Source organism: Evansella clarkii (genome assembly GCF_002019695.1).
Classification (GTDB): Bacteria; Bacillota; Bacilli; order Bacillales; family Salisediminibacteriaceae; genus Evansella; species Evansella clarkii.
In genome coordinates, this window is the sequence record NZ_KV917376.1 from 4,525,135 (window position 1) to 4,542,784 (window position 17,650).

Annotated in this window: 15 protein-coding genes and 1 riboswitch; of the genes, 3 read left to right on the forward strand and 12 right to left on the reverse strand. The window is 42.2% G+C overall.

The window, feature by feature from the left end; all coding sequences use genetic code 11:
- The first annotated feature begins 37 nt into the window (after positions 1–37).
- On the forward strand, positions 38–1,657 hold the full coding sequence (serA, locus tag BK582_RS21275) for a phosphoglycerate dehydrogenase (protein ID WP_078596956.1): 1,620 nt from the start codon (positions 38–40) through the stop codon (positions 1,655–1,657).
- A 59-nt stretch (positions 1,658–1,716) separates the two neighbouring features.
- Here serA and BK582_RS21280 read toward each other — a convergent pair whose 3' ends face one another.
- Positions 1,717–2,529, reverse strand: a complete 813-nt coding sequence (locus tag BK582_RS21280) for a histidinol-phosphatase (protein ID WP_078596957.1) — start codon at positions 2,527–2,529, stop codon at positions 1,717–1,719.
- Between the two features lie 190 nt (positions 2,530–2,719).
- Between BK582_RS21280 and BK582_RS21285 the strand changes: the two genes are divergently transcribed.
- Positions 2,720–3,442, forward strand: a complete 723-nt coding sequence (locus BK582_RS21285) for a SurA N-terminal domain-containing protein (protein ID WP_078596958.1) — start codon at positions 2,720–2,722, stop codon at positions 3,440–3,442.
- Positions 3,443–3,506: 64 nt separating this feature from the next.
- On the opposite strand, the gene BK582_RS21290 is transcribed toward BK582_RS21285, so the two are convergent.
- From BK582_RS21290 to BK582_RS21310, 5 genes are all read right to left on the reverse strand, one after another.
- The gene (locus BK582_RS21290; RefSeq protein ID WP_078592795.1) at positions 3,507–4,721 is read right to left on the reverse strand and encodes an ISL3 family transposase; all 1,215 of its coding nucleotides are present in this window, start codon (positions 4,719–4,721) and stop codon (positions 3,507–3,509) included.
- Positions 4,722–4,999: 278 nt separating this feature from the next.
- Positions 5,000–5,551 (reverse strand): cob(I)yrinic acid a,c-diamide adenosyltransferase, encoded by a 552-nt coding sequence (locus BK582_RS21295; RefSeq protein ID WP_078596959.1) that lies wholly within the window; start codon positions 5,549–5,551, stop codon positions 5,000–5,002.
- 2 nt (positions 5,552–5,553) lie between these two features.
- On the reverse strand, positions 5,554–6,864 hold the full coding sequence (locus BK582_RS21300) for an ABC transporter ATP-binding protein (protein WP_078596960.1): 1,311 nt from the start codon (positions 6,862–6,864) through the stop codon (positions 5,554–5,556).
- A 15-nt stretch (positions 6,865–6,879) separates the two neighbouring features.
- The gene (locus BK582_RS21305; protein WP_244895453.1) at positions 6,880–7,947 is read right to left on the reverse strand and encodes a FecCD family ABC transporter permease; all 1,068 of its coding nucleotides are present in this window, start codon (positions 7,945–7,947) and stop codon (positions 6,880–6,882) included.
- Entirely contained in the window at positions 7,913–8,950 is a 1,038-nt protein-coding gene (locus tag BK582_RS21310; protein WP_078596961.1) for an ABC transporter substrate-binding protein, read from the reverse strand. Before BK582_RS21310 ends, BK582_RS21305 begins: the two co-directional genes overlap by 35 nt.
- A gap of 220 nt (positions 8,951–9,170) precedes the next feature.
- Positions 9,171–9,357, reverse strand: a riboswitch (cobalamin riboswitch).
- Between the two features lie 269 nt (positions 9,358–9,626).
- Here BK582_RS21310 and BK582_RS21315 point away from each other — a divergent pair.
- On the forward strand, positions 9,627–10,142 hold the full coding sequence (locus BK582_RS21315) for a MogA/MoaB family molybdenum cofactor biosynthesis protein (protein ID WP_078596962.1): 516 nt from the start codon (positions 9,627–9,629) through the stop codon (positions 10,140–10,142).
- Between the two features lie 459 nt (positions 10,143–10,601).
- Here the strand turns inward: BK582_RS21315 and BK582_RS21320 are convergent, their stop codons facing one another.
- From BK582_RS21320 to BK582_RS21345, 6 genes are all read right to left on the reverse strand, one after another.
- Entirely contained in the window at positions 10,602–12,386 is a 1,785-nt protein-coding gene (locus BK582_RS21320) for an ATP-binding protein (protein ID WP_078596963.1), read from the reverse strand.
- On the reverse strand, positions 12,386–13,102 hold the full coding sequence (locus BK582_RS21325) for a response regulator transcription factor (protein ID WP_078596964.1): 717 nt from the start codon (positions 13,100–13,102) through the stop codon (positions 12,386–12,388). The genes BK582_RS21320 and BK582_RS21325 overlap by 1 nt, the downstream gene beginning before the upstream one ends.
- Before the next feature lie 216 nt (positions 13,103–13,318).
- Entirely contained in the window at positions 13,319–14,503 is a 1,185-nt protein-coding gene (gene ccsB / locus BK582_RS21330; protein WP_078596965.1) for a c-type cytochrome biogenesis protein CcsB, read from the reverse strand.
- Positions 14,484–16,175, reverse strand: coding sequence for a cytochrome c biogenesis protein ResB (resB, locus tag BK582_RS21335; protein ID WP_078596966.1), 1,692 nt, complete (start codon positions 16,173–16,175; stop codon positions 14,484–14,486). Before resB ends, ccsB begins: the two co-directional genes overlap by 20 nt.
- A gap of 12 nt (positions 16,176–16,187) precedes the next feature.
- Entirely contained in the window at positions 16,188–16,718 is a 531-nt protein-coding gene (gene resA, locus BK582_RS21340; RefSeq protein ID WP_078596967.1) for a thiol-disulfide oxidoreductase ResA, read from the reverse strand.
- Between the two features lie 90 nt (positions 16,719–16,808).
- The gene (locus BK582_RS21345; RefSeq protein ID WP_078596968.1) at positions 16,809–17,528 is read right to left on the reverse strand and encodes a pseudouridine synthase; all 720 of its coding nucleotides are present in this window, start codon (positions 17,526–17,528) and stop codon (positions 16,809–16,811) included.
- Between the last annotated feature and the right edge of the window lie 122 nt (positions 17,529–17,650).

A 17,650-nucleotide genomic window follows, 5' to 3' on the forward strand; every position in this document is an offset into this window, starting at 1 on the left:
TGTCACTAAAAAGAAAATTAAAAACGGAGGCGGAGTTATGAAAGTTAAAGACAAGATTGAACAGAGGACATTTACCGTATTAATTTCAGATCAGATTAGTGAGGAAGGACTGCAGCCGTTATTCAGGAACGAGTCAATTAAACTGGTTTTTGAGCCTCTCACAAGCACCTCACTTCCATTGAAGCAAATTGATGCGTTGCTTATCAGAAGCGCCACCCAGGTTACAAAAGAATACTTAGAGCAGATGGAAAACCTTAAAATCATTGGCAGGGCTGGTGTAGGAACGGATAATATAGACTTGAATGCGGCTACAAAACGAGGGGTTGTTGTAGTAAATGCTCCTGAAGGTAATACGATTTCCACGGCGGAACATACTTTTGCTATGATGATATCGCTTCTCCGGAATATCCCGCAGGCAGATGCTTCTATGAAGCAGGGGAAATGGGAAAGAAAAAGCTTTCAGGGAACTGAACTTTTTGGTAAAACAATCGGAATAATAGGTTTTGGAAGAATTGGCACAGAGCTGGCGAAAAGGGCAAACGCCTTTCAGATGAAGGTTCTTGCCTATGATCCTTTTCTGACTAATGAAAGAGCAGATAAGCATAAAGTAAAAGCTTCAGCACTGGAAAAACTCCTTGAAGAAAGTGATATTATTACTGTCCATACCCCGCTTACAAAAGACACAAAAGGAATAATTAATGAGGCTGCTTTTAAAAGGATGAAAAGCGGAGTGTATATATTAAACTGTGCAAGAGGCGGCATTATAGATGAAAAGGCTCTTGAAGCTGCTTTATCTGAAGGACATGTAAGAGGAGCTGCTATTGACGTTTATGAAAAAGAGCCAGCTGTTAATCACCCGCTTTCTAAGTTTCCGCAGGTAATTACCACCCCCCACATAGCTGCCTCAACTACGGAAGCCCAGCTTCACGTGGCAGAGCAGGTGTCTCAGGAGGTCGCCCAGTTTCTTGAAGGCCAGCCGGCAATTCATGCAGTTAATCTTCCGTATTTTGAGCAAGGGGATTACGAACAATATCTCCCGGTTTATAAATTAACAAAAACCATGGGGGAAATTGGAACACAGCTGTCAGAGGGGCCAGTAAAGCAGATAGACCTTTCTTATGCCGGAGAGATCTCCCATCAGAATACAAACTTTTTTAACAGAAGTTTTCTGTGCGGATTTTTTGAAAACCAGATTGACAGTTATGTAAACGAGGTTAACGCCCCTCTCATAGCAAAAGAAAGAGGCATCCAGGTAAGTGAAAAACATCTCAACGACTCGAAAGGTTATTCAAATTTGATACAGGCCGATTTATCAGGCGAGTTTTCAGGGGTGAGTATTTATGGTACTTACCACAAGGAATTCGGAGCAAGGATCATCCAGCTGAATGATTTTCAAATAGATTTCCAGCCACAAAAGCACAATCTTTTTATCCAGCATAATGATCAGCCTGGGGTTATCGGAAAAGTCGGGCAGCTCCTTGGCACACACGGGATTAACATTGGGACAATGCAGGTAGGGAGAAGAAGTGAGGGTGGCCGTGCTATTATGCTTCTTGCCATAGATAAAGTCTGTGACCGCGAAGTGATCGAAAGCTTCCGCACAATTGAAGAAATTTACTCAGTATCTCCTCTGGAACTGTCTGTAAATGAAAGATAATATTTACAGCTGCATGGTCCCTCCATGCAGCTGTACTTGTTTTTTTCCTGCACTGTTATTTAATCAAGCGGAGCGGTCGACCTCTCCCTCTGATTAAACACAGTAACTTTAGTATAGCCTGCTTCCTTTGCTAAACTTACTGCTTTATCATACTCATAACCTACATGCTCCGGTTCGTGGGCATCAGATGAAAGCACGAGGGGGATACCTTTTTTAAAGCACATTTTTAATAAATCCGGGTGAGGATACATTTCTCCTGCGGGTTTCCTTAAACCGGCGGTACTCAGTTCAATACATGTATCTGAAGCTGCAAGGGCGTCTGTAGCCCTTTCATATTGTTCCAAGAGAAAATCCCGATCCTCCGGTATGTAACGAAAGATTTTCACCAGGTCGAGATGGCCCACAATATCAAACAAATTAGACTGGGCAAGAGTTACGATCTGATCATAATATTCGGAATAAATTTTTTTCAGATCTCTTTTCTCCCACTCCGCTCTGAATTCTGCAAGATCAACGCCAAAATCACCATTCCAGTGTACACTTCCTATTACATAATCAAAATGATAAGAGTTAATAAATTCAGCCATTTCTTTATGCTTGCCTGGAGTGTAGTCCATTTCTATAGACATTTTTACATTATATCCTTTTTCCTTCGCCTCTTTAAACAAGCTTACATATTCCTCCATTTTATACCATCTTCGATCATTCACCCATGGATTGCTTAGTATGTTCTCTGTCTCATAAAAATGGTAGGCATGTTCAGATATACCAAATTCCTCAATTCCTTTTTTTTCAGCTTCTTTTAAAAATTTTAGCAAGTAATCAAAAGTCAATGTTCCTTTCTCCAGGTGATTATGGTAATCAGTCCGCATGTCTTCCCCTCCATTTTTCCTTAATCATAACATGGATTACCCAATAAAATTAATGATGAGCGCGGAAACTATTGCGGATGTTACTGATCCTCTCATAATTCAAGTTGGTTTGAAATGGATTTTAAATTTATGGTAAAGTGGGTACTAGTCCAAATGTATACAATGAGTAACCAGAAAGGTGGAAGCACGAATGCTTAATTTAAAAGGAAAAGGTCTGCTCGCACTTTCAGCTGCAGCCGTTCTGATTATTTCCGCTTGCGGAGATAATAATGATAACGGAGCCGGAAACACGCCTGTTGATGAAAACACAGGAAATGAGGAAGCAGCTCCTGAAACAGATAATGAAACCGATGAGGGAAGTGAAGAAGCCGCTGCCCGTGTAAACGGTGAAGAAATAACTGTAAATGAACTGGATGAAATGCTCCATCAAAGACTAGCCATGTGGGGATTAGACCCTGAAGATGAGGAAAACGAGGAAATGGTGCATATGCTTCGTGACGAGCTTCTTAATCAGATGATAACCAATGAAATATTAGTGCAGGAAGCAGAACGCCAGGAGATTACAGTAGATACTGAAGAAGTAGACGCCCAGCTGGAACAGATCATTGCTCAGTTCCCATCTGAGGAAGATTATGAAGCTGCCCTTCAACAGCAAAACTACACAGAAGAACTGCTCCGGAGTGAAATTGAGGCAGAGCTCAGAAGAGAAGAACTGCTGACACTTGATCACCTGGATGAATCGGAACTTGAAGTCAGTGAGGAAGAAGTACTGGAATATTATGAACAGCTCCAGCTTCAGGATGAGACAATAGGTGAGTTGGAGGAGGAGCAGGAAGAAATAGAGCTCCATCTGAAACAGCTGAAGTATCTCGAAGAGCTCAGAGAAGAAGCTGACATTGAAATACTTGTATAGAAAAAAGGTTAAAAATAGCGGTTCTAAGTCAAATGTTGGGGGTGGGAGATAATCTCCTGCCCCTTTATCCCACTCGAATTGTTTGTCCTTTTAATTGGTGATGTAATAACACACGAAGGCGTAAGCGATCGTACCTCCTAAAACCGAACCCGTTTCGTTTAATTACTTTTGTTTGGTTATTCAACCCTTCAATAGGACCGTTGGTATATCCAAAGGTAAAGCTATTCATGATTTCCGTCTGCCAGTTCTTTAGCGTTTCAATTGCTTTAATAAATTCTTTCATCCCGGACTGTTCCACCTGGTGATAAAAGCTGTAAAGGCCACGTTTTACTTTAAACCCATCTTTAGGCCCTGTCTTTTTGGCCTCATCAAACCAGGAACGAAATGCCTCTTTGAGCCTGTAAGCTTCCTTCAATTCATCAGACAGGTGAAGGTACCTCTCCAGATACCAGAGCTGCTTGTCCGTTAATTCCTCATATCGTTTGTTAAATACATGTTTCATTCGCTTGCATTTTTTACGGTCATACTCATGAAAATCCTTTTGGACCCTTCTCCGTACCCGGTCCAGTGCCCAGAAAATGTAACGGCAGAAGTGGAACCGATCTGCCACAATAACAGGATTACCAAGCGATTTTTCTACAGCCGACTTGAAGGAGTAGCTCATATCCATAACGACCACTTTCACATTTGTCCCTTTTTTCCGAAGGTAATTCTTGACGGTCCTTACGGATCGGTCAGGCAAAATGTCCAGTGGCTCCCCTGTCTCACCATTGGCAATGATCACTTGATACTTCCCTTTATTGGTATCACCCTTATACTCATCAATCGCGATTACTTCCGGCAGTTGTTTCACTTCTTTTAACATCGGGGCAGAAAGCGAGTCGAACCGTCTGATAGCTGTAGATGGTGAAGTGTGAAACTGCAGGGCGGTATCCTTGAAATTCTTCCCCTGTATTACACGCAGCCCCATCGCCTGATTCCATTCAGCCGAATGACGCTGATAACGTTCAACGATATGGGTTTTTTCCGGAAACCTCTTTCCGCAAGTGCATTTATAGCGACGCTTCCTGTAGAACAAATAAGAGATTCTTTCAAATATCTTCAGGTGTTTAATCTTCTGGATCCGGTAATCATGCACACGTTTCGTTTTCTCGCCACAGGCTGGACAACGATGATGTGTCACCTTCAGCTCTACATGGAGATGGAATGAATCTTCAACTGTCTCTGTTTTTGTGATTGTCACATCTTCTAATCCAGGTAAAATAGTGTTAAAATACATGTTGCACGCAACTCCTATCTTTTTTCTTGTTTCTAGTCAATTCAAGTGTAAAAGATATAGGAGCTTGCGTGTTTTTTTATGCTCACTAAATTTTCTAAAGACCCCAACAAATAGTTTAGAGCCAAAATAGCACACAAAAACGCCTGGATTTATTATCCAGGCGTTTTTGTCAGTTAATTTACCTTATAAACGTTTGGCCAGCACATTAATCACACACATAGGGAGTGTACTTTTGATCGGATCTCTTGTGCCAGACCTGTTCATTCTCTACAAAAAAATCAGCTATTCCGCTTATACAGAATATCCTCTTTCCCATATCTTTCATTCACAGTTCTGGCCGCAGTAAAGAAAAAGTCAGACAGACGGTTAAGGTACTTCACAGCTGCCGGAGGAATCTCATATTCATCGTTAATCCGCAGAATATTCCGTTCCCCTCTTCTTGCAACCGTCCGGCATACGTGGAGATTAGCAGCGGCAGTAGAACCTCCTGGCAGGATAAAAGCTCTGAAAGGGGTCAACTCTTCTGTGTATATGTCAATCCTTTTTTCTAAATATGGTACATAATCCTCTTTAATGGCCCATTCCTCATCTGTTTTTTTACTTACATTGGCAAGATCGCCGCCAAGGTCAAACAGCTCGTGCTGGATTTTTTGAAGATCTTTTACCAGATCTTCCATTTTCTCATCCTGAAGGGAGGCGACTGCCAGTCCAATAAAACTGTTCAGCTCATCAAGCGTGCCGTATGCTTCTACCCGCTCATTTGTTTTTCTTACCCTCTTGCCAATTAACTGTGTATCTCCGGTGTCACCTTTTTTTGTATATATTTTCACTTCTATACCTCCTTGTTCAGTTCAAGAGATATCCCATATGTTATAAGTTTTTTCAGGGACAGGATTAAAGCATTTTTACTTCGGTTCTCTTCAGATTTACGCTGCGATGCTGCCAGGACAATAACAGGTTCCTCTTCCTTATTCTCTGTATAAGGATTTTCTCCAATCCATCTGCCAATTTTGGCAAGCAGTCTGAAAAAATCCGATTCCTGCAAAAAGCCATCTATAAAAATGGCAAGTACCGCAATTTCATTCCTGCTGTTTTTTATGATAAGCAATTGGTTGTTATCATCAGTCAAAAGTCTCCCCCGCTTTAGCGATGGTCGATTATCAGATGCAAAAAAGAAGTTGTCATCACTCCGGAGTATAACAGGCTCCTGAGACTGCTTTACAAATTTAAATTCCTTTTCCCAGGAAAAACCTTCTTCTTTTTCCGAAGTAGTCAAGGTCTTCATAAACCCTTCAGCTGAAATTGTGATTACTTCCTCTGATTCCTTATAAGACACTAATTCGTCGTTATGAGACCAATTTCCTTTCTCCTGAAAATCGAAAGTTATTAACGGCTTGGGAGTTGTAGGATGATCTCTTCTCATCAGTGGAGTATTATATACACCTGAAATATTCCCCTCGCTCAGAGCTTGCTTTGGTCCGCTGAGAGAAACTTTCTCTCCTTCACTCATTAACAGGATTTCATCACAGAAGAGACTGGCCATATTAAGATCATGAAGAACAGCAATAATTGTAATCCCTTTTTCTCTTGCAAGCCCTTTAATTTGTTTCATCATTTCAATTTGATAAGAAATGTCCAGATGATTCGTAGGTTCATCGAGAAGCAGAATTGCAGGTTCCTGGACGAGCGCCCTTGCTAGGTAAACCCTTTGCTGCTCACCGCCGCTTAACGATGGCAGGGGGAGAGCAGCATACTTTTCCAGATTAAGAAGACGGATAACTCCGTTTACTTTCCTTTCATCTGTTTCATCGTAAAAGTGAAAAAGTCCTTTTTTATGAGGATATCTTCCCATCTCGATTACATCTTTCACCGTGTAGGAAAATGAGCTTTCAGGCTGCTGCGGAAGCAGGGTTATTTTTCTTGCCAGTGACTTTCTGTCGTACGCTTCCAGTTGCTTTCCATCAATAATTACTTCCCCTGCCTGTTTTTCCAGTACACCTGTGATAAGTTTGAGCAGTGTGGACTTCCCGCATCCGTTAGGCCCGAGTATCCCAAAAAACGTCCCCTTTTGTACTTTGAAATCCAATTTACGCACTACAGGTTTGTCTCCATAACCTCCAGTTAACCCATTCACTTCAAGCATTTGCTCTCCTCCTTTCTATGCAAGCTTCCCCCGGTTTTTGCTTATGAGTATAAGACCAAACACAGGAGCTCCTATAATTGCAGTAATAACTCCAATGGGAAGTTCTCCGGGAGCAATGATCGTTCTGGATATAATGTCAGCAAATACAAGAAATGCTCCGCCTGCCATGGCAGACAGAGGAATAAGATGCTTGTGGTCAGCTCCCCAGAGGATCCTGACAAAGTGCGGGATTACAAGACCTACAAATCCAATTGTACCGGAGACTGCTACCGCGGCACCTGTGAGCAGTGAAGCCGCAAATAAAATCATTACTTTTTTACGGCCCACATTAATCCCAAGATGATGGGCAGACTGTTCCCCAAAAACAAAAGCGTTAAGTTCGCGCCAGTGGATTAGTAATAACAGAAATCCGGCGGCAAAGAAAGGAATGATAATATAGACATGATTCCACCCTCTCATTCCGACTGATCCAAGAAGCCAGTAGATAAGCTGTCTTAATTCATCTCCGCTAAGTGCAATAAATAAAGAAATAACAGCTCCTAAAAATGAACTGAAAATAATACCTGTTAGAATGATGGTTTCCACTGCTAAACTCCGCTGTACCATTCTTGCAAATGCTAAAACGAGAATTAAAGTGAGAAATCCTGCGGAAATAGAAACGACCGGCAGTGTCAGCATCCCAAGCATTGGCAGGGACAGACCAAAATATATTACTGCAACTGCCCCGACAGCCGACCCGGAAGAAGCTCCGAGAGTATAAGGATCTGCCAGAGGATTCCTTAAAAGTCCTTGAAAAGCGGCTCCAGCCACTGCAAGAGAAGCCCCGACAAAAACTGCCAGCAATACTCTCGGAAGGCGGATTTCCAGAATAATATGGGCAAGAAGAGGATCTACCTGAGCCTCTGTTCCAGCCCACGGAAAAATGGAAACAATGGTGAATAATATATCCCTGGCAGTTATATTTGCACTTCCGGCACTTATACCGGCGAAAAACGCCACCGCCAGCAGTAACACCATGCCTGCATAGACAGCTGTCTTACTTTTTAATTTACTCGTAATACTCCGGATAAACGAGTTCCGCAAGCTGCTCGACTCCTTCAATTAAACGTGGCCCCTGCCTGGAAACAAGATTCGCCTCAATATCATAAACTCTCTCGTTCTGTACGGCTGATACATCCTGCCATGCTGAACGTTCAAGAATCTGTTCTTTACTGTTTTCTGTATAAGAGCCGTATGTTGTGATAATAACATCAGGGTTTGCAAGAACAGCATCTTCTTCTGTATAAGCAACCCAGCCATCTTCCTCACCCGCAACGTTTTCAGCTCCAATAATTGTCAGTATTTCATCCATAAAAGTTCCGCTTCCTGTAGTAAAAATATCTGGCGATGGTGATACTTCCACCCATACAGAAACTCTGTCTTCCTCGCTGATGCTTTCTCCGGTTTCCTTTACAGCATTCAGCCTTTCTTCCATATCGTTTACTATTTCAGCTGCGTTTTCCTGCTGTCCAAGTAAAAGGCCGATATCCTCTATCAGTTCATATACACCGGGAAAATCATTCGGGTCTTCAGCAACAAAAACAGGTATTCCAGCGTCTTCAATTTGGCCTACAGCATCCAGGTCATTTATGAGTCCTGCCAAAACAATGTCAGGCTCTTGCTCTAAAACGGCCTCCACATCAATTACCATATCACCAACGGTTGGCAGGTCTCCTGCTTCCGGCGGATAATCATCGTTGCTGGTTACAGCTACAAGCTGGTCCCACGCGTCCAGCGCGTATATAATTTCTGTATTGCTTGGGAGGATCGAAATTACTCGTTCAGGCTTTTCTTCAAGACTGATGTTTTCCCCTCTTGCATCCTCCACTTCGGCAGGTAACTCTTCGGCAGGTTCATTATTCACATCATTGTTACCGGCTTCGTTATTTTCATCTGCACTATTATCTTCTGCTCCGTTGTCAGCATTTTCCCCTGCCTCGTTACTTTCATTATTAAGATTGTTTTCTGCTGCGTTGTCTTCCGTCTGGCAGGCAGCAGAAAAAATCATTGTAAAAATAAGCACAGTACATAAATACCATTTCTTCATTACCTTTCCCCTCTTTCAGTTATGTAATTTTCCCGTAAATCAAATTACGCACCATAAGCCTGGCACTCTGGGATAACTGCATATTTAACAACTCTTCAGGAAATAAAAAAAGCGTTCCCCTTAACCTTGGGAACGCAGAGCGATCAGCATACATTGAATAATTTCCCACTGAACTGCAGCCAGATAAAAAATTAATGTTACTGCTCCACCTTTTCCTCGAAGGTATATTTACGTTAAGGCAGGTCTCCTGACTTACGCCATTACGTTTCTCTCCCTTCCCATGACCGCCTGGTCACAGTGGATTTGAAAAAAACGAAGCGATTACAGTGGCGGGACCGTGCCGGAATCACACCGGCTTCCCTTTTAACACACCTCACAGAGGTGTGACCTTACGTTGCAGATTACTATTTTGATTTACAACTTCATTATACACTAATCAACAAAAAAGAACAGAAATATAAAGTGAACCTTCAATCAGTGGGGGTTTTATTCATCCCCCACTGATTGTTAATTGAACCAATCGGGATGTTAGCGTCCGTTATCTCCCGCCTAAACAGCTTCGCTTCCACTCCTGTTTTGAGGCTGGAGTTTTACGGACGGTTACATCGGGATAAATCAGGTTGTCCTCAAACGGCCTTGGCGATAAAATAGAAATATAAGAAAGGCGGGATAAAGAATGAGCGTTGAAGAACATAAAAGCCAGGCACCTGACTCTGTGACATGCAGAATTCTCACTGTTTCTGACACCAGGACGATGGAAACAGACAAAAGTGGTAAACTGATGAAGGAATTTCTGGAAAATGCAGGCCATAAAATAGCCGGGCACGAAATCGTAAAAGACAGCTATACAGACATACAGGACAAGATAAGAGAAGCGAGTGAAGATAAGGAAACAGAAGCACTGCTGATCAATGGCGGTACAGGAATAACTTTCAGGGATACTACATATGAAGCGGTCCTTCCTATGCTGGACAAAGAACTTCCAGGTTTCGGAGAGCTATTTCGATATTTAAGCTATGAAAAAGATATAGGCTCCGCCGCTATCCTGAGCCGCGCTGTTGCCGGCGTCCGGGGCAGCACAGCTGTATTTTCCACACCTGGATCCTCAGGTGCTGTTAAACTGGCTATGAAAGAGCTTATCGTACCTGAACTGGCTCACGTAATGCGGGAAATATATAAAGATCAGAAATAAGCAGTAAAAAGGACTGGGCCAAATATTTAGTATAAATATGAATTTAAGAAATAATATGATAAAAATTACAGGGGAAGTGAAGTCAGCGTTATCTGGCCTCATGAATGATGGATAGCGAAGCGTGTTTTTTTAACAAAACGGGATAACGGAAGAAGGAACCGGCAAAATTGGGGCAGCGGATCTTCCCTCCGCTAATAAACAAAGTAAAAAGGTGGTTCTCGAGGATCTGCAATAAAGCACATTCACCATTAAACCGATAGTTCAGGTGAGTGAAAGAAGACAAAATAACAACAAAAACGCCTGGATGCTAAAATCCAGGCGTTTTTGTTTGCTAGCTATACTGTTTTTTTCGTTGTTAATTGATTATTTTATCTGTTATTCCTGACTAACTACGGACGGAAATACTCAGACCACAAGCCTGTATTTATGTTTCTTATGGAACAAGATTTTTCTTCAAATTTATTTCGGACCATAAGGTAAAAACACGGAAAATGTCGTCCCTTCTCCAACTTTGCTGTGTGCTGAGATTTTACCTTTATGAGCATCAACAATGTTTTTAACGATTGCCAGTCCAAGACCAGTTCCGGCTCTGCCACGAGTTCTGGCCTTATCCGCTTTATAAAACCGTTCAAATACAAAAGGAAGATCTTCTTCAGGTATTCCTGAACCTGTATCCTCAACATCTATTCTCACACCATCATCTGCAGGCTCCACTCTCAGGGTTACCTTTCCATCAGAAGATGTATGGCGAATAGCATTGTCTATCAAGTTTGTAAGCACCTGCTCAATCCTGTCAGGATCTGCAGGAACAGGATTATCAATCTCTTTTATATCTCCGGATACCTTTATCCCGTGTTCTTTTGCCACCCCCTGGAATTTTCGGAGCACTCGCTGGGAGAACTCTGTTACGTTCATTTCCTCCAGGTTCAGTTCTATATGTCCAGCTTCCATCCTGGCAATGTCCAGAAGTTCATTTACAAGACGGCCCATTCTCAGGGATTCATCATAAATGATCCTGGCCATCTCAATTTTTTCTTCTTCCGTATCTGCTATACCGTCAATAATTGCTTCACTATATCCTTGCAGCATGGAGATCGGGGTGCGAAGTTCATGAGATACATTAGCAATAAAGTCCTTACGCAATTTATCATGCTGCCGCTCCTCTGTCATATCCCGCATCACAGCTACTGCGCCCCGTACCTGGGACTGGTCGTACAAAGGGGTCATGAGAATAACCCAGCTCCGGCCCTGGACATCTACTTCTCCCATTTGTTCTTCTTCCTGTTCTACTACCTGTTCGAATAACTGGGCAAGTTCCTTAGGAAGTTCCCCGGATTCAACTACCTCTTCCCCCTGTTCATACAGCCACGCACCGATAAATTCATTAGCAGGAGGGTTAGTAACCATTACTGAACCGTCCCGGTCAAGGGTAATGACACCATCAGCCATGGAGCTTAATATTCTTGAAAGTTGTTCCTTTTCCTGATTCAATGCAGTTAAATTAGTATTTAAGGCTCTCGCCATCCGGTTAAATGCAATCGCAAGCAAGCCTATTTCATCATTTGTCAGGATAGGGACTTTCGTATCGAAATTACCTTTGGCAACTTCCAGGGAAGCTTTTCGCATTCTTCTCAGGGGAGAAGTAATTCTTGTAGTAAGGAAGAAAGCAAAAATAGTTGTAAGAACAATTGCAATTCCAGCGGACAAAAAGATAATGTGCTTTGTCTGGCTTGCAGCAGCATCCACGATATCGAGCGACTGGTAAAGGAACAAAGCTCCATCCTCACCATTTGCTACATCTACAGGGATGCCTACGAGCATCATTTCATCAGTTACTTCCTCTCCATTGAGAGGAAAAGAATACTGTCCTTCAGTAACTATCGATTCTCTGTCATCCAGCACATGAGAAAGGTCCCGGTCATCTATAAAAACCGAGACTGGAAGGTTATGGTCAATTCTGTCGGGTGTAAACCACCTGTCCTCTCCTTCTGTGATGAGAACAGCCTTTGTGGAATACGTTTCAGAAATATCCCTGCTGATTGAGATCGCCGCATCACTGGTACCTTCATCTTCAATAAGAGTTGCAATCAAGTCAGCGTGGTTCATCAGCTGATTTTCCGCCTGCTCTTTATGAAAATGTTCGAAATACTGAAGCAGAAGGATCGTTAAGATAGTCAATACAACCGAGACTAATAAAAGTATTGTAAGCCATAACTTACCAACCACACTTCTCCAGAGAAACATTACTCTTTCACAGCCTCAAATTTATAACCGACTCCCCATACGGTTGTAATCATATTGGCAGCTTCCGGAGACACTTTGTTAAGCTTCTCCCTCAGACGTTTAATATGCGTGTCCACTGTACGAAGGTCACCGAAAAATTCATAATTCCATACATCTTTCAACAGTTGTTCCCTTGCAAATACTTTATCAGGTGATAAAGCAAGGTAATGTAGCAGTTCATATTCTTTCGGCGTTAAACTTATATGTTTCCCATCGGCAGTTACCCGGTGTGCATCATTATCGATTGTTAAATGAGTGAAAACGAGAACATCTTTCGTTGTTGTTTCTGTCTGCAAAAACTTGGTTGAAGAAGCGCGTCTAAGCAAAGCTTTGACCCTGAGCACGACTTCCCGGGGACTGAAAGGTTTCACAATATAGTCATCCGTCCCGGCTTCGAAGCCCTGTACTCTGTTAGCTTCTTCTCCTTTTGCAGTAAGCATGATAATTGGTGTCGCTTTATGTTTCCTGATTTCCTCACAAACCTCTATCCCATCTATTCCAGGCATCATAAGATCAAGCACAATGAGGTCATAATCTGTATCAAGCGCCATTTCTAAAGCCTTTTCTCCATTTTCTGCGTCATCAACTTCGTATTCTTCCCGCTCAAGATACATTTTCAACAGCCGGCGAATACGTTCTTCATCATCTACTACAAGAATTTTGGCTTCTTCTGACATTAATATTCCTCCTCAAAAACTATAATAGATCAACGATCTCTAAATTATCAGCATTTTCCACACAATAATTATATTTTACCATGTTAATTTTCATCATTGTACAGTGATTATGAAGAAAGTGTAAACATAAAGCCGCCTCACAGGAGACGACTTTACACAGTAATGAAGGTTCAGCAGGCATTTAAGCAGCCAATCTGCTTAATGCCTTGCCGAAAATCAGGCATAGGAATGCAGGCCTGCAATTACAAGGTTAACGAAGATTAAATTAAACATAATAATGGCAAAGCCGATTACACACATCCACGCACTTTTTTCTCCATGCCAGCCTCTGGATAGACGAAGGTGGAGATAAGCTGCGTAGAACAGGAAAGTGATAAGTGCCCAGACTTCTTTAGGATCCCAGCCCCAGAACCTTGTCCAGGCAATCTGCGCCCAGATCATCGCAAAGATTAAACCTCCAAGTGCGAACAGCGGGAATCCGATAGCGATGGAACGATAGCTTAGTTCATCAACGGTGTTCGGATTTACTCCTTTAAGAAGCGGCTGAATAGCTCCTCCAACAGGTTTACGGAATATTGCACGGAGAATAAGGTAAAGTACAAGCCCTCCCAACAGGGACCAGATAACCGTGTTAAGGTCCTGGCTGACAATATTCGCAGGTGTGGAGAAGAATGGCTCCATCCTGTCTTCAGTAACCAGTTCACCCTGATTTGGACCTACGATCGCAGGCATAGTATAAGTAACAACACTTTCATTGTCTCTTTCATTGATATAATTAAACGTTGCTTCATATCCAGCAGCGTTAAATCCAATATTCAAACTGATATAAGCAACAACACTAACGAGGGAGTACATAATGAACTCCAGCCATTTTACTTTCTTTGACTTTTTCGTAAAGTCAATCACTCTTATGAGATATAACAGTCCGCCGACGAATCCAATGGCCAGCACTCCTTGGGCAAGAGCTACAGTAATAACGTGAATCGTGAGCCAGTAGGACTGCAAAGCAGGTATAAGCGGCTGCACTTCCCGGGGGAACATCGATGCGTAGGCAATGATCAGCATTACTATAGGCATCGTGAAAAGGCCAAGATAGTTATTTTTATATATCGGATAGATGATAATCAGTCCAAAGGACATCATAATGCCAAGGAATGCTGTGTATTCAAACATATTACTTACCGGAGCATGTCCGGCTGCTATCCATCTTAAAACAAAATATGTCATAGCAGCCAGAAACGCCAGAATGGCTGTAATATAACCGAATAGACCAGCTTTATTATTCTCGAGGCCTTCTTTATTTTTAAATTTCCTGCCCGTTATTGATACAGCGAAAAATACTGTTGATGCCAGGTACAGGAAAAATGCGATTAGTAGAAAGTTACTGCTTAGTTGGACCATTTTTATTCTCCACTCCTTCTGTTTCCTCCGGCCCTGCTTCTTCATTATCTGCTTGATCTGCAGGAACTGGTATCGCCGCCGATTTTGAGACCGCCTCAAAATCATTTTTCAGAGCATTCCAGTTTTTATTGGCATGCCCTGCGGCCCATATTTCACCATCGCGGTTCTGCAGCCAGATTCTTCGGTGGTGCCAGTAGGACCCCTGAACAAGCCCGATCATGAAGATAGCTCCTCCTACGATTAAGATCGGTATCGTTCTGTCTCTTCGGACGGTGAGGGCTGTCACATTAAGCATATCAAGATCAACCATGCGGATTGTATGCTCATTTTCTCCATTTATTTCTTCGTTCATCTGTATTCCTATTAAACTAATTTCCCCTGTGTCTGTTTCGGGATCCATATCCGGTGTGAACAACTCAAAGATAATCCTCGGATTGTCAGGAACCCGGTTAACTGTGTCAGGAGTCCCATTGTCATTAATATAGAAGTTAGGGAAGTATTCCATAATTTCAATTCTGTAGCCATTATCAAACTCATATACCATATCCGGTTCATATAAATCCACTGTAAATCGAAGGTCGGCAATCTCTTCATTCAGTTCTTCGTCTTCCGTTTCAATCGCAAACGTGAATTCAGCAAGCTCATTTAATTTATAATCTACCTGGTACAGGGAGAACCCTTCAAAAGTGAGCGGCTCATTAACACGGATTTCCTGCTGTTTAACTTCTTCAAGTTCTGTACCGACTCCAACAGCACCGTTATCAGTGCGCCTTAGTAAGGTAGCGTTAGTCTGAAAAGTCTCCACCACAGGAGCTCCTGCCCTTTCCAGCGCCTCCCGAAACTGCTCATCTTCTTCATCGTAATATTCTACAAAAAACTGGTCATTCCGAAGAAAATATTCGCCATCTGTACCTTTAATAACTACTTCTTCTCCTTCCCTCACCCAGATATGCTCATCAATATACATAGCAGGGAAGAAACGGAGCATTGCCCCGATCAGGAATATAATAAGGCCAATATGGTTAACATAAGGCCCCCATCTGGAGAACCGGCCCTTTTCAGCGAGAAGATTTCCATCTTCTCTGCGAACTTTATATCTTCTCTTTAATAACACTTGTTCTGCCTTGTCTATTTCTTCCTCAGGATTTTCAGCAGTGTCTGCCTTTGCGAAAAATCTCTGTCTCTTCAGAAAACCGGTATGCCTTGTAACCCGCTGTGTTTTTAATGCTCTGTGCAGCGGAACTATACGGTCAAGGCTGCAGATAACAAGGGAAATACCTAGAGCAGCAATAAGAAGCATGTACCACCATGAACCGTACAGGTTGTGAAAACCAAGCTGGTAGTAAAGTTTCCCGGTAGTTCCGTATTCTTCTTCATAATATGTGGTAGGGTTTTCCCCAGCCGGAATATACATTTCCTGTGGATATATTGTTCCCAGCGATGAAGCGAGCAAAAGGATAACAATAATCCATATACCAACTTTTACTGATGAAAAAAAGTTCCAGATTTTATCGATAAAAGATTTTTTATATGTCTGAGATCTTCTTGCGACCCCTTCGTACCGCATATTTGCAAGCTTGCCCTCTTCCTCTTTCAGAGGCTTTCCGCAAGACTCGCAAAGATAAGTCCCGTAAGGATTTACGTGACCGCATTCACATTTTACTTTCTCCATTTTTATCCCCCACTAGTTACCTCCAGGAATTAACCTATCAAAAGATTCAATAACCTGTGCTTCTGTTTTTGCACCGATCTGCCTCTCGATTACATTTCCATTTTCATCAATTAGAAACGTTGTAGGCAGGCTGGCAACACCATAAGCATTGCTTACGAGCATATCCCGGTCGATATACAAAGGAAAATCAAGCTGGTGACGTTCCTGGTGGCGTTCGACCCTTAAAGTAGACTCATCCACATTCACATTCACAACTTCTACTCCAAGTTTCTCATATTCTTTGTAATGTTCATTCATATATTTCATTTTATCTCTGCAGAAAGAACAGTATGTTGCCCAGAAATTAACATAAACACCATTTCCCCGAAGTTCTTCAAGCTCAAGAATATTGCCGGCAGGATCCTGGACCCTGAAGTTCGGGGCAATATCTCCCTGATCTACGACGCCCCGCTCTTCAGCATAATGGCTGTAAAAGGTATAGCTTACAGCGCCAATCATGATCAGCAAGATTACAGAACGGATAATAAGCCTTTTCTGTTTCATCTTTCTCCCCCATTTAATTATTCAAGGATAATTTCATGTTATCATCATATAAAAAGTGTTAACACATTTAAAAATGACAATTTGTGAACATTATGTGACAGCCATTTCTCTTAACTGTTTCACCTCATGAGGTTTCAGCTCTCTGTACTCTCCCGCATTCAGTCCTTTTAAATCAAGAAACCCATAAGATTCACGTTTCAGTTTAATAACTGGATGGCCTACTGACTCAAGCATCCGTCTCACTTGTCTGTTTTTTCCTTCCCGGATTGAAAGTTCAATTATTGCCGTATTCTTTCGTTTATCAGTGCGAATTACTTTCGCTTTTGCAGGAGCAGTTTTGCCATCCTCCAGTACAATGCCTTTTTCCAGCTTTCTCACTGTCTCCCGGAGGGGCATACCTTCCACCTTGGCAACATACGTTTTATAAATTTTATATTTAGGGTGCATAAGTGTGTTTGCAAAATCTCCGTCATTTGTGAGAAGAAGCAGCCCAGATGTATCGGAATCAAGCCTTCCAACCGGGTAGACCCGCTTATCGGTAAAAATATAATCGGTTACCACTTTTCTTCCCTTATCATCAGCAACACTCGAAATAACCCCTGCTGGTTTATATAGTAAAAAATAAACTGGTTCCTCCTTATCAAGAGGAACACCATCCACAACAACCTCATCTGTTTGGGTATCTACTTTCGTACCCAGTTCTGTAACCTTCTTTCCATTCACGAATACCTTACCATCGATAATAAGCTGCTCTGCTTTTCTTCTGGATGTAACCCCTGCCTGTGCAATCACTTTCTGTAAACGTTCCATCTATTTTCACCCCGGAAAGATTTTATTTTTAAAATTAAGGAAGTATAATATTCACCATGAAAATTGTCCAGCTCCAGCGCCTACTCGCTCGAGGTCACTTCGGTCCGTCAATCGAAGCTGAA

Bases quoted from the DNA above. Each gene is read 5' to 3' on its own strand.
- BK582_RS21285 (WP_078596958.1), top strand. From the start codon at position 2,720: ATGCTTAATTTAAAAGGAAAAGGTCTGCTCGCACTTTCAGCTGCAGCC.
- BK582_RS21290 (WP_078592795.1), bottom strand. From the start codon at position 4,721: ATGTATTTTAACACTATTTTACCTGGATTAGAAGATGTGACAATCACA.
- BK582_RS21315 (WP_078596962.1), top strand. From the start codon at position 9,627: ATGAGCGTTGAAGAACATAAAAGCCAGGCACCTGACTCTGTGACATGC.
- BK582_RS21310 (WP_078596961.1), bottom strand. From the start codon at position 8,950: ATGAAGAAATGGTATTTATGTACTGTGCTTATTTTTACAATGATTTTT.
- resA (WP_078596967.1), bottom strand. From the start codon at position 16,718: ATGAAACAGAAAAGGCTTATTATCCGTTCTGTAATCTTGCTGATCATG.
- serA (WP_078596956.1), top strand. From the start codon at position 38: ATGAAAGTTAAAGACAAGATTGAACAGAGGACATTTACCGTATTAATT.
- BK582_RS21325 (WP_078596964.1), bottom strand. From the start codon at position 13,102: ATGTCAGAAGAAGCCAAAATTCTTGTAGTAGATGATGAAGAACGTATT.
- BK582_RS21320 (WP_078596963.1), bottom strand. From the start codon at position 12,386: ATGTTTCTCTGGAGAAGTGTGGTTGGTAAGTTATGGCTTACAATACTT.
- BK582_RS21280 (WP_078596957.1), bottom strand. From the start codon at position 2,529: ATGCGGACTGATTACCATAATCACCTGGAGAAAGGAACATTGACTTTT.
- BK582_RS21300 (WP_078596960.1), bottom strand. From the start codon at position 6,864: ATGCTTGAAGTGAATGGGTTAACTGGAGGTTATGGAGACAAACCTGTA.
- ccsB (WP_078596965.1), bottom strand. From the start codon at position 14,503: ATGGTCCAACTAAGCAGTAACTTTCTACTAATCGCATTTTTCCTGTAC.
- BK582_RS21345 (WP_078596968.1), bottom strand. From the start codon at position 17,528: ATGGAACGTTTACAGAAAGTGATTGCACAGGCAGGGGTTACATCCAGA.
- resB (WP_078596966.1), bottom strand. From the start codon at position 16,175: ATGGAGAAAGTAAAATGTGAATGCGGTCACGTAAATCCTTACGGGACT.